This is a genomic window from Pseudoalteromonas sp. APC 3250, assembly GCF_030407915.1.
Lineage (GTDB): Bacteria > Pseudomonadota > Gammaproteobacteria > Enterobacterales > Alteromonadaceae > Pseudoalteromonas > Pseudoalteromonas tetraodonis.
Map to the genome: position 1 here is coordinate 134,654 of NZ_JASDCM010000008.1, position 13,195 is coordinate 147,848.

General features: G+C 43.7%; 8 protein-coding genes. All 8 read left to right on the forward strand.

All coding sequences use genetic code 11. From position 1 onward, the window contains the following. Positions 1-223 precede the first annotated feature (223 nt). Positions 224-718, forward strand: a complete 495-nt coding sequence (gene rplJ / locus QL986_RS10845; protein ID WP_013463846.1) for a 50S ribosomal protein L10 — start codon at positions 224-226, stop codon at positions 716-718. 74 nt (positions 719-792) lie between these two features. Next, a complete protein-coding gene (gene rplL / locus QL986_RS10850; protein WP_013463847.1) occupies positions 793-1,155 on the forward strand; it encodes a 50S ribosomal protein L7/L12 in 363 nt (120 codons plus the stop codon). 269 nt (positions 1,156-1,424) lie between these two features. Continuing rightward, positions 1,425-5,450, forward strand: a complete 4,026-nt coding sequence (gene rpoB, locus QL986_RS10855) for a DNA-directed RNA polymerase subunit beta (RefSeq protein ID WP_024602214.1) — start codon at positions 1,425-1,427, stop codon at positions 5,448-5,450. A gap of 104 nt (positions 5,451-5,554) precedes the next feature. Next, the gene (gene rpoC / locus QL986_RS10860) at positions 5,555-9,727 is read left to right on the forward strand and encodes a DNA-directed RNA polymerase subunit beta' (protein ID WP_013463849.1); all 4,173 of its coding nucleotides are present in this window, start codon (positions 5,555-5,557) and stop codon (positions 9,725-9,727) included. 194 nt (positions 9,728-9,921) lie between these two features. Beyond that, positions 9,922-10,296 carry a 30S ribosomal protein S12 gene (gene rpsL, locus QL986_RS10865; RefSeq protein WP_002958885.1) on the forward strand — a complete coding sequence of 125 codons (375 nt, stop codon included), beginning with the start codon at positions 9,922-9,924 and terminating at the stop codon, positions 10,294-10,296. A gap of 97 nt (positions 10,297-10,393) precedes the next feature. Continuing rightward, positions 10,394-10,864, forward strand: a complete 471-nt coding sequence (rpsG, locus tag QL986_RS10870; RefSeq protein ID WP_010392135.1) for a 30S ribosomal protein S7 — start codon at positions 10,394-10,396, stop codon at positions 10,862-10,864. A 27-nt stretch (positions 10,865-10,891) separates the two neighbouring features. Next, positions 10,892-13,006: an elongation factor G gene (gene fusA, locus QL986_RS10875; protein ID WP_016900051.1), complete on the forward strand. Its 2,115-nt coding sequence runs from the start codon at positions 10,892-10,894 to the stop codon at positions 13,004-13,006. Between the two features lie 62 nt (positions 13,007-13,068). Continuing rightward, positions 13,069-13,195: GTP-binding protein (locus QL986_RS10880; RefSeq protein ID WP_033023824.1), on the forward strand; the 127-nt coding region annotated here is incomplete at its 3' end.

Consider the following 13,195-nt stretch of genomic DNA (forward strand, 5'->3'; position numbering starts at 1 on the left):
ATAATTTCGAAGCGCCTTTGGGCAACGCGATAAATTGGGCTTCCGTCCAAGACCGTAGGCGGCTTCGGCCTTAATATTACCTACGTAGACGGTGTGAATCCCCAGATAGATTTTTCCTAATCTTCTGGCTCTCGCCGTAAAAAGCATCTCCATCTTTATTGATGGGGAAGAGTAAAACAGGGAAGCCGATAAACGGTAACCCATTAAACCAGGAGTAACACCCATGGCTTTAAATCTTCAAGGCAAAAAAGCAATTGTTGCTGAAGTCAACGAAGCAGCCAATGGTGCTCTTTCTGCAGTTGTTGCAGATTCTCGTGGTGTAACAGTTGGTGCAATCACTGCCCTTCGTAAAGAAGCTCGTGCAAATGGTGTTTGGATGAAAGTTGTCCGTAACACTTTAGCAAAACGTGCTTTTGAAGGTACAGAGTTTGAGTGCCTTTCTGACTCATTAGTTGGTCCAAGCTTAATCGCTTTCTCATCAGAGCACCCAGGTGCTGCTGCGCGTATCTTCTCAGATTTCGCGAAAAAGAATGAGCATTTCGAACTTAAGATGGCCGCTTTTGAAGGTAATGTAGTAGACGCAGCTATGCTTGCAACTCTACCTACATACGACGAAGCTGTTGCACGCTTAATGAGCGCTATGAAAGAAGCGTCTGCTGGCAAATTGTGTAAAACAATTGAAGCAGTACGTGTACAGAAAGAAGAGCAAGCTGCTTAATTTTAAGTTGTTTAATCCCTTTCGGTGTAAATTTATTTGGACCTTAGAGTCCGTTAATTATTAGGAAATTTGTAATGTCTGTAACTAAAGACCAAATCCTTGACGCAATTGCTGAAATGTCAGTAATGGACGTTGTTGCTCTAGTTGAAGCAATGGAAGAAAAATTCGGCGTAACTGCTGCAGCTGCTATGGTAGCAGGTCCTGCTGCTGAAGCTGCTGAAGAGAAAACAGAATTTGACGTAATCCTTACTGGCGCTGGCGCTAATAAAGTTGCGGCAATCAAAGCTGTTCGTGGCGCAACTGGTCTTGGCTTAAAAGAAGCTAAAGCACTTGTTGAAGCTGCTCCAACTCCAGTTAAAGAAGGTATTTCTAAGGAAGAAGCTGAAGCTCTTGCTAAAGAACTTACTGAAGCTGGTGCTGAAGTTGAGGTTAAGTAATCTAGCTTTTGCTAGGTTCGCTGCCTGAGAAATCAGGCAAGGGCTGGTGATTATTTAATCACCGGCCTTTTTGCGCTATAGAGCGACTATTCTTATAGCGCAAATAAAATCTGATTTATTCTTTAATTTCAACGCTTTATAGTTTGCTAGTGTTGAGGTGGGATTAAGTTGGAACAACAGTTAAATGTTGTACATCTTGGCATAGATGCCAGTTAAGTCTGTTCTTACAAGAACAGGTCGGGTCAAAGATCAGCAAGCTGAGGAACCCCATGGCTTACTCTTATTCTGAAAAGAAACGTATCCGTAAGGATTTTGGTAAACGTCCACAAGTTTTGGATATACCTTTCTTACTGTCGACGCAGTTAGAATCGTTTAAAAAATTCTTAGTCCCGGACGCTGATGGCGATCATGGTTTGGAAGCTGCCTTCCGTTCTGTGTTCCCAATTAAAAGCTACTCGGGAAATTCTGAGCTTCAATACGTAAGTTATCGTATTGGTGAGCCAGTATTCGATGTAAAAGAATGTCAAATTCGCGGTGTGACTTATTCTGCTCCACTTCGCGTGAAACTGCGTCTTGTAGTAATGGACAAAGAAGCTCCAGGCACAGTTAAAGACATTAAAGAGCAAGAAGTTTACATGGGCGAAATTCCGCTCATGACCGATACCGGTACTTTTGTAATCAATGGTACAGAGCGTGTTATCGTTTCTCAGCTACACCGTAGCCCTGGTGTATTCTTTGATAACGACCGCGGTAAAACTCACTCGTCAGGTAAAGTGCTTTATAACGCACGCGTAATTCCTTACCGTGGTTCATGGTTAGACTTCGAATTTGATGCAAAAGATAACTTATATGTACGTATTGACCGTCGTCGTAAATTACCGGCGTCTATCATCTTACGTGCACTTGAGTACACGAGTGAAGAAATCCTAGATATCTTCTTCGATACTACTGCGTTTGAAATTGCTGACGGTAAAGTTCTTATGGAACTTGTACCTTCACGTTTACGTGGTGAAACTGCCGCTTTTGATATCAAGAGCGAAGACGGTGAAGTCCTTGTTGAAAGCGGTCGTCGTGTTACGGCTCGCCACATCAAGAGCATCGAGAAAAAAGGCATTAATCAATTAGAAGTACCACATGAGTACATCATTGGCCGTGTATTAGCGAAGAACTATGTTGATGAGTCAACAGGTGAAATCATCGCGACTGCAAATGACGAGCTAACGCTTGAAATGATGGCTGAATTGGTTAAAGCAGGTCACACTACTATTGATACATTATATATCAATGAAGTGGACAGCGGCGCTTACATGTCAAATACATTAAACATTGACTCATCAAGCAACCGTTTAGAAGCACTAGTAGAAATTTATCGCATGATGCGCCCAGGCGAGCCACCGACGAAAGACGCGGCTGAAGCCTTATTTGAGAACTTATTCTTCTCAGAAGAACGCTATGACTTATCAACAGTAGGTCGTATGAAGTTCAATAGCCGTGTTGGTTACGATTCAGACACAGGCCCTGGCACATTAAGCAAAGAAGACATCGTAGCGGTTATGAAAGTATTGATTGCTATTCGTAACGGTGTTGGCGATGTTGATGATATAGACCACTTAGGCAACCGTCGTATACGTAGTGTTGGCGAAATGGCTGAGAACCAATTCCGTGTAGGTTTAGTACGTGTAGAACGTGCTGTACGTGAGCGTTTAAGCTTAGGTGACCTAGACGCGATCATGCCACAAGATCTTATTAATGCTAAGCCTATTTCGGCAGCAGTTAAAGAGTTCTTCGGCTCGTCTCAGTTATCACAGTTTATGGACCAAAATAACCCGCTATCAGAAGTAACGCACAAGCGTCGTATTTCTGCATTAGGTCCGGGCGGTCTAACTCGTGAGCGTGCAGGCTTTGAAGTACGTGACGTTCACGTAACTCACTACGGTCGTGTATGTCCAATCGAGACTCCTGAGGGTCCAAACATCGGTCTAATTAACTCATTGTCTACGTATGCACGTACCAATGACTACGGTTTCTTAGAAACACCTTACCGCAAAGTGGTAGACGGTGTAGTAACTGATGAAGTTGATTACCTATCAGCCATTGAAGAAGGTCAGTTTGTTATCGCACAGGCGAACTCAAACTTAACTGAAACCAATGAGTTTGTAGATGAACTTATTCCATGTCGTCACAAAGGTGAATCAACCTTTATGGGTCGCATGGACCAACAATATATGGATGTATCACCACAACAGGTGATCTCTGTAGCGGCCGCACTTATCCCGTTCCTAGAACACGATGATGCTAACCGTGCATTGATGGGTTCAAACATGCAACGTCAAGCAGTACCAACATTGAAAGCGGACAAACCGTTAGTAGGTACTGGTATTGAGTTAACACTAGCGAAAGACTCTGGTGTAACGATTGTTGCAAAACGTGGTGGTGAAGTAATGTATGCCGACGCAAGTCGCATCGTTGTTAATGTACATGAAGAAGAACGCATTCCTGGTGAAGCGGGCATCGACATCTACAACTTAACCAAGTACACACGTTCTAACCAAAATACATGTATTAACCAAAAACCAACATGCATGGTTGGTGAACCGGTTACTCGTGGCGATGTGTTAGCAGATGGTCCTTCGACTGACTTAGGTGACTTAGCCCTTGGTCAAAACCTTCGCGTGGCATTCATGCCATGGAACGGTTACAACTTCGAGGATTCAATCTTACTATCAGAGCGCGTAGTTGAAGAAGATCGTCTAACGACTATTCATATTCAAGAACTACAGTGTATTGCCCGTGATACTAAATTAGGCTCAGAAGAGATCACAGCAGATATACCGAACGTGGGTGAATCTGCACTAGGCAAGCTTGATGAATCAGGTGTTGTATATATTGGTGCTGAAGTTAAAGGCGGCGATATCCTAGTAGGTAAAGTGACTCCGAAAGGCGAAACGCAATTAACACCAGAAGAAAAGCTACTACGTGCTATCTTCGGTGAAAAAGCGTCTGACGTTAAAGACAGCTCTTTACGTGTACCAAACTCTGTAACTGGTACTGTAATCGACGTACAAGTTTTCACCCGTGATGGTGTTGAAAAAGATAAACGTGCGTTAGAAGTTGAAGACATGCAGCTTCGCGAAGCGAAAAAAGACTTCAACGAAGAGTTCCGTATTCTAGAAGCCGGTGTTTTAGACCGTGCACGCAAGTTACTTGTGGCAGCTGGTTTCGATGAAGACAACTTAGCGTCACTGAATGCTGAAAAGTTACTAACTCAAAGCCTTGCTGAAGAAGACAAGCAAGCTGAACTTGAGCAACTAGCTGCACAGTACGATGAGCTTAAAGCTGAATACGATAAGAAGTTTGAAAACAAACGTCGTAAAATTACCCAAGGTGATGACTTAGCACCAGGCGTACTTAAGATTGTTAAAGTATACCTAGCTGTTAAACGTCGTATCCAACCGGGTGATAAAATGGCGGGTCGTCACGGTAACAAAGGTGTTATCTCGACTATCGTACCAGTAGAAGATATGCCATACGATGACAAAGGTCGTACGGTAGATATCGTACTAAATCCACTAGGTGTACCATCACGTATGAACATCGGTCAGATCCTTGAAACACATATGGGTCTAGCTGCACGTGGTATTGGTGAGCGCTTAGAAGAAATGATGAAAGAGCAACGCGAGCTTCATGAGCTACGCGAATTCATTAAACAAGCTTATGAGATCGGTGAATCTCGTCAGGTTGTGGATATTGCTAGTTTCTCTGATGACGAAATTCGTCGTTTAGCTGAAAACTTGAAAGGTGGTTTACCGATTGCTACTCCTGCATTTGATGGCGCGAAAGAAAGCGAAATCAAAGACATGCTAGAGCTGGGCGGCTACCCTAGAAGTGGTCAGGTTACACTTTATGATGGCCGTACTGGCGATCAGTTTGAACGTCAAGTAACTGTAGGTTACATGTACATGCTTAAACTTAACCACTTGGTTGACGATAAGATGCACGCACGTTCTACTGGTTCTTACAGCCTTGTTACTCAGCAGCCGCTGGGTGGTAAAGCACAGTTCGGTGGCCAGCGTTTTGGTGAGATGGAAGTATGGGCACTTGAAGCTTACGGTGCTGCTTACACGCTACAAGAAATGCTAACAGTGAAATCGGATGACGTGAACGGTCGTACTAAGATGTATAAAAACATCGTTGATGGTAACCATAAAATGGAACCAGGTATGCCAGAATCGTTCAACGTATTGTTGAAAGAAATCCGCTCACTGGGTATCAACATCGAGTTGGAAGAAAATTAAGCCAATTAGATGCTGCAGTTAGCGCTGCAGCATCTGTTATGGCTGAATAGAATGTAGGGACGAGAACATCCGTCCTCAAGATTAACTCCGACAGGAGAGCTAAGGTGAAAGACTTACTTAAGTTTCTGAAGCAACAAAATAAGACCGAAGAATTCGATGCAATTCGCATTGGTCTTGCTTCACCAGACATGGTTCGTTCATGGTCATACGGTGAAGTAAAGAAACCTGAGACTATTAACTACCGTACTTTCAAGCCTGAGCGCGATGGCTTATTCTGTGCCCGTATTTTCGGCCCAGTGAAAGATTATGAGTGTTTATGTGGTAAATATAAACGCCTTAAACACCGTGGTGTGATCTGTGAAAAGTGTGGCGTTGAAGTAACACTCACTAAAGTGCGTCGTGACCGTATGGGTCATATAGAACTGGCAAGTCCAGTTGCGCATATATGGTTTTTAAAATCATTACCGTCACGTATCGGCTTAATGCTTGATATGACGCTTCGTGATATTGAACGTGTTCTTTACTTCGAATCATTCGTAGTAACTGAGCCTGGCATGACAACGCTTGAGCGTGGTCAGCTATTAGGTGAAGAAGAATACCTAGATGCACTTGAAGAGCACGGTGATGAATTTGAAGCGAAGATGGGTGCTGAAGCAGTATTAGACTTACTGCGTGAACTCGATCTTGCTCAATTAATTGCAGAAATGCGTGAAGAGTTACCTACAATTAACTCTGAAACTAAGCGTAAAAAGATCACTAAACGTCTTAAGTTAATGGAATCGTTCCACCAATCAGGTAATAACCCTGAGTGGATGATCATGACAGTACTTCCAGTATTGCCACCTGACTTACGTCCATTAGTACCACTAGACGGTGGTCGTTTTGCGACATCTGATCTAAATGACCTTTACCGTCGCGTTATTAACCGTAATAACCGTCTTAAGCGTCTACTAGATTTAGCTGCACCAGATATTATCGTACGCAACGAAAAACGTATGTTACAAGAAGCGGTCGATGCGCTACTTGATAACGGTCGTCGTGGTCGTGCTATTACAGGTTCTAACAAACGTCCTCTTAAATCGCTTGCTGATATGATCAAAGGTAAGCAAGGTCGTTTCCGTCAGAACTTACTTGGTAAGCGTGTAGATTACTCTGGCCGTTCTGTAATCACGGTTGGTCCTACACTTAAGCTTCATCAGTGTGGTCTTCCTAAGAAGATGGCATTAGAGCTTTTCAAACCATTCATCTATGGCAAATTAGAGCGTCGTGGCATGGCTACGACAATCAAAGCTGCTAAAAAGATGGTTGAACGTGAAGTAGCGGAAGTATGGGATGTACTAGACGAAGTAATTCGTGAACATCCAGTATTACTTAACCGTGCACCAACACTTCACCGTTTGGGTATCCAAGCGTTTGAACCTGTGCTTATCGAAGGTAAAGCGATTCATTTGCACCCATTAGTATGTGCGGCGTACAACGCCGATTTCGATGGTGACCAAATGGCGGTACACGTACCGCTAACAATTGAAGCGCAACTTGAAGCTCGCGCGTTAATGATGTCTACAAACAACATCTTATCGCCTGCTAATGGTGAGCCAATCATCGTTCCTTCACAGGACGTTGTATTAGGTCTTTATTACATGACGCGTGATCGTATTAACGCGAAAGGCGAAGGCGCCGTATTTAAAGATCCTAAAGAAGCAGAAAAAGCATACCGTAGTGGTAATGCCGACCTTCACGCTATCGTGAAAGTACGTATTAGCCAATCAGTTAAAAACGAAGAAGGTGTTGTTGAAGACACTGTAACCGTAATTGATACTACTGTTGGTCGTGCGATTCTGTCTTTAATTTTACCAAAAGGCATGCCGTATGAGTCAATCAACCAAGCCCTAGGTAAAAAGCAGATTTCTGGCTTAATTAATGAGTGTTACCGTCGTCTTGGTCTAAAAGACACAGTTATGTTTGCTGACCAAATCATGTACACCGGTTTCCACTATGCAATGAAGTCTGGTGTTTCAATTGGTATCGATGACTTAGTTATCCCACCAGTTAAAGCAGCAATCATTGAATCAGCTGAAGCTGAAGTAACTGAAATCAACCAACAATTCCAATCAGGTCTTGTAACGGCTGGTGAAAAGTACAACAAAGTTATCGATATCTGGTCACGTGTAAATGAAAACTTATCACGTGAAATGATGGCCAACTTGTCAAAAGACACGGTTATCAATGCAAAAGGTGAAGAAGTAGAGCAACCGTCATTTAACTCAGTGTTTATGATGGCCGACTCAGGTGCTCGTGGTAGTGCCGCTCAGATCCGTCAGCTAGCAGGTATGCGTGGCCTAATGGCACGTCCAGATGGTTCAATCATTGAGACGCCAATCACGGCTAACTTCCGTGAAGGTCTAAACGTACTTCAGTACTTCATCTCAACGCACGGTGCGCGTAAAGGTCTTGCCGATACAGCACTGAAAACAGCGAACTCGGGTTACCTAACGCGTCGTCTAGTAGACGTTGCACAAGATTTGGTAATCAACGAAGACGATTGTGGCACAGAAGATGGCTTAACAATGAAACCGCTAATTGAAGGTGGTGACGTTGTAGAAGCACTTCGCGAACGTGTACTAGGTCGTGTTGTCGCTGAAGACGTTGTGATCCCAGGTACTAATACAGTACTTGTTGAACGTAACATCATGCTTGACGAAAAACTGTGTGACCTTTTAGAAGAGCACTCAGTTGATGAAGTTCGCGTACGTTCAGTTATCACTTGTGATAACGACTTTGGTGTATGTGCTAAGTGTTATGGTCGTGACCTTGCACGTGGTCATATCATCAACGCGGGTGAATCAGTAGGTGTTATCGCAGCTCAATCAATCGGTGAGCCGGGTACACAGCTTACGATGCGTACCTTCCACATCGGTGGTGCGGCATCAAGAGCGTCTGCTGAAAATAATGTACAAGTTAAAACAAACGGTACATTAAAACTTCACAACGCTAAATATGTATTAAATACAGACGGTAAGATTGTTATTACCTCTCGTTCTACCGAGATCACTATCATTGATAGCTATGGTCGTGAGAAAGAGCGTTATAAAGTACCTTACGGTGCGGTATTAACAGTGCAAGACAATGCAGAAGTTCAAGGTAACGACATCGTTGCTACTTGGGACCCGCATAGTCACCCAATCGTTCTTGAGCATAAATCAAAAGTATCGTTCAGCGATATCGATGATTCAAACACTGAAGCACAGACTGACGAACTAACGGGTTTAACTCGTGTAGTTGTTAAAGATCTTGCTAAAGCGAATGCGAAAGAGCCAAAGCTTATCATTGAAAGTGATGAGCGTGGCTTGCAAGAAACGCGTCTTCCTTCATTCACTACGATTGAAGTAACAGACGGCGCGACTGCAAACCCAGGTGACGTGTTAGCACGTATTCCGCAAGAAGGTTCGAAAACTCGTGATATCACGGGTGGTCTACCACGCGTAGCCGACTTATTTGAAGCACGTAAGCCGAAAGATCCAGCTATCTTAGCTGAAATCACCGGTACGATTAGCTTCGGTAAAGAGACTAAAGGTAAGAAACGTTTAGTTATTACACCAGCTGAAGGCGATCATTACGAAGAAATGATTCCTAAGTGGCGTCAACTTAACGTGTTTGAAGGTGAACAAGTGTCTAAAGGTGAAGTTATCGCCGATGGTCCAGAATCACCGCATGACATCTTACGCCTACGTGGTGTGACTCATGTTGCTAATTACATTGTTAACGAAGTGCAAGAGGTTTACCGTTTGCAGGGCGTTAAGATCAATGATAAGCACATTGAAACTATTATTCGTCAAATGCTACGTAAATGTATCATTCTAGACGGTGGTGATACTGAGTTCTTAGCCGGTGAGCAAATTGAAGTGGCACGCGTTAATATCGCAAACCGCGACCTTGAAGCTCAAGGTAAGATCCCAGCTAAGTTTGAAATCCAGTTAATGGGTATCACAAAAGCATCACTAGCGACAGAATCTTTCATCTCAGCAGCCTCGTTCCAGGAGACAACTCGTGTCCTAACAGAAGCCGCTGTAAATGGTAAGAGCGATGAACTACGCGGTCTGAAAGAAAACGTAATTGTGGGTCGATTGATCCCAGCCGGTACCGGTTTTGCGTATCATCAAGAGCGTATGGCTCGTCGTAAGCAAAAAGACGTTGTTGAAGAGCAAACGGTAAGTGCGGAAGAGGCAACTCAAGCACTCACTGATGCTTTAAACGCGGATTTATCTGGAAATCAATAAACCGAATCTAATCAATAGATTAGAGTTTCACAAGGCAGTTATCTACTGCCTTGTGAGCGGTTTAGGTTGACAGGTCAATCTTTGCTCATTAAAATTCCGCCACCCATTTACTTGCACGTTTAAAACATGCTGGTAAAACAAGGGCGGATTTTTTATTTTTTTCAGTAGTAATTTTAATTTCAGGAGCTATTTAAATGGCAACTATTAACCAGCTAGTGCGTAAGCCACGTCGTAGCAAGGTTACTAAAAGTAACTCAGCTGCGCTTAAAGCGTGTCCGCAAAAGCGTGGTGTATGTACTCGCGTATATACAACTACACCTAAGAAACCAAACTCGGCGTTACGTAAAGTAGCTCGTGTACGTTTAACTAACGGTTTCGAAGTAACTTCATACATCGGTGGTGAAGGTCATAACCTTCAAGAGCACAGTGTAATCCTAATCCGTGGTGGTCGTGTTAAAGATTTACCAGGTGTGCGTTTTCACACTGTACGTGGTGCACTTGACTGTGCAGGCGTTAGCGACCGTCGTCAAGCTCGTTCTAAATACGGTGCAAAACGCCCTAAAGGCTAATTGTTTTCCGTTAGTAAGGCCAAGCACTAAATATTATTAATTATTGTTTTGGGTGATTGACTCGAAAGAGCAAACCTGAATAAACCGGAGATACAAAATGCCTAGAAGACGCGTAATAGGTCAACGTAAAATTCTTCCAGATCCTAAGTTCGGATCGGAACTTCTTGCTAAGTTCGTTAACATCGTAATGTTAGACGGCAAGAAATCTACTGCTGAAAAAATCGTTTATGGTGCGCTAGACGTGGCTGCTGAGAAATCAGGCAAGTCGCACCTAGAAATCTTTGAAACTGCACTTGATAACATCCGTCCACAGGTAGAGGTTAAATCTCGCCGTGTTGGTGGTTCAACTTATCAAGTACCAGTTGAAGTACGTCCAGTACGTCGCAACGCATTAGGTATGCGTTGGTTAGTAGACGCTGCACGTAAGCGTGGCGAAAAATCTATGGGCTTACGTTTAGCTCAAGAAATCGTTGACGCTGCTGACAACAAAGGCACTGCGGTTAAGAAACGTGAAGACGTTCACCGTATGGCTGAAGCGAATAAAGCATTCGCTCATTACCGTTGGTAATCTGTCCTTAACCTTTAAGAGGATTTTATGGCACGTACAACTCCACTTGAGCGTTACCGCAATATCGGTATTTGTGCTCACGTAGATGCAGGCAAAACCACCACAACAGAACGTGTTCTGTTCTACACAGGTCTTTCTCATAAGATCGGTGAAGTACATGATGGCGCCGCAACTATGGATTGGATGGAGCAGGAACAAGAGCGTGGTATCACAATCACTTCTGCTGCAACAACGTGTTTCTGGAAAGGGATGGACGCGCAATTTGACGACCATCGCATCAATATCATTGATACCCCAGGACACGTAGATTTCACTATCGAAGTAGAGCGTTCTTTACGTGTACTAGATGGTGCGGTAGTTGTTCTTTGTGCTTCATCTGGTGTACAGCCGCAAACTGAGACAGTTTGGCGTCAAGCGAACAAATACGAAGTTCCGAGAATGATCTTCGTAAATAAAATGGATCGCACAGGCGCTGACTTCTTAACGGTTGTCGGCCAGGTGAAATCTCGTCTTGGAGCAACGCCTGTTCCAGTCCAGTTGCCAATTGGCGCTGAAGACGACTTTAAAGGTGTTATTGACCTTATTAAAATGAAAGCTATTAACTGGAATGATGAAGACCAGGGTATGACTTTCTCTTATGAGGCAATACCGGCAGAACTTCAGGATTTAGCTGAAGAATGGCGCTCTCATTTAGTTGAAAGCGCTGCTGAAGCCTCTGAAGAACTAATGGATAAATACTTAGAAGGTGAAGAGTTAAGCGAAGCAGAAATTAAAAATGCTTTGCGTCAACGCACATTAGCGAACGAAATTGTTCCCATGACCTGTGGTAGTGCATTTAAAAACAAAGGCGTTCAAGCTGTGCTTGATTGCGTTGTTGAATACATGCCATCACCCACACAAGTGAAACAAATCCAAGGTATCCTCGAAGATGGTACCGAGGAAGAGCGTCCTGCTGATGATAAAGCGCCGTTTGCTGCACTTGCTTTTAAGATTGCAACAGACCCGTTTGTTGGCACCTTGACCTTTTTCCGTGTTTACTCTGGTACTGTTAAACAGGGTGACGCGGTATATAACCCAGTAAAAAGTAAGCGTGAGCGTCTTGGTCGTATCGTTCAGATGCATTCAAACTCACGTGAAGAGATCAAAGAAGTCTACGCAGGCGACATCGCGGCGGCTATTGGTCTCAAAGACGTAACAACAGGCGAGACACTGTGTGATCCGAATTCTATTATTACGCTAGAGCGTATGGAATTCCCAGAACCAGTTATCTCTGTTGCGGTTGAGCCTCGCACAATCGCTGACCAGGATAAAATGGGTATCGCGCTAGGTAAACTAGCGGCAGAAGATCCATCTTTCCGCGTACAAACTGACGAAGAATCAGGCCAGACGATTATCTCTGGCATGGGTGAACTTCACCTTGATATCATTGTCGACCGTATGAAACGTGAATTCAGTGTTGAATGTAACGTTGGTAAGCCGCAGGTTGCATACCGAGAAGCTATTCGTTCAACTGTTGAAGTTGAAGGGAAGTTCATACGTCAATCAGGTGGTCGTGGTCAATATGGTCACGTCTGGCTTAAACTTGAACCGATGGATATTTCGGATGATGAAGCCCCAATTTACGAGTTCGTAAACGAAACCGTAGGTGGGTCAGTTCCGAAAGAATACATCCCTGCGGTAGACAAAGGTATCCAAGAGCAAATGGCTCAAGGTGTACTGGCAGGCTACCCATTACTTGGTGTTAAAGCGACTTTATATGATGGTTCATTCCATGATGTAGATTCGAATGAAATGGCATTTAAAATAGCAGGTTCACTGGCTATGAGACAAGGTGCGCTAGATGCAAACCCTGCACTTTTAGAACCAGTAATGAAGGTTGAAGTACTCACTCCTGAAGCAAACATGGGTGATGTAGTTGGCGACCTAAACCGTCGTCGCGGCATGATCGAAGGCATGGAAGATGCACTTGGTGGCCTTAAGCAAATTAATGCTGTGGTACCACTATCTGAAATGTTCGGTTATGCGACTGCTTTACGATCTGCAACACAGGGCCGTGCCTCATACTCTATGGAGTTTTTGAAGTACGCTGAAGCCTCTAAGCAGGTTGCAGATACAATAATTTCAGCTCGCGCTGTTATATGATTTTAGCTTGTCTGGCTCAATACTGAGTCAGGCTTTAATTTCTTTATTAGGAATTTTTTAAGATGGCAAAAGAAAAGTTTGAACGCGTAAAACCGCACGTAAACGTTGGTACAATCGGCCACGTTGACCACGGTAAAACTACACTAACTGCAGCAATCACTAACGTACTTGCAAAAGTATACGGCGGTG

Excerpts from the sequence above, each read along its gene's own strand:
- rplJ (WP_013463846.1), top strand. The coding sequence starts at position 224 with ATGGCTTTAAATCTTCAAGGCAAAAAAGCAATTGTTGCTGAAGTCAAC.
- rplL (WP_013463847.1), top strand. The coding sequence starts at position 793 with ATGTCTGTAACTAAAGACCAAATCCTTGACGCAATTGCTGAAATGTCA.
- rpoB (WP_024602214.1), top strand. The coding sequence starts at position 1,425 with ATGGCTTACTCTTATTCTGAAAAGAAACGTATCCGTAAGGATTTTGGT.
- rpsL (WP_002958885.1), top strand. The coding sequence starts at position 9,922 with ATGGCAACTATTAACCAGCTAGTGCGTAAGCCACGTCGTAGCAAGGTT.
- rpsG (WP_010392135.1), top strand. The coding sequence starts at position 10,394 with ATGCCTAGAAGACGCGTAATAGGTCAACGTAAAATTCTTCCAGATCCT.
- fusA (WP_016900051.1), top strand. The coding sequence starts at position 10,892 with ATGGCACGTACAACTCCACTTGAGCGTTACCGCAATATCGGTATTTGT.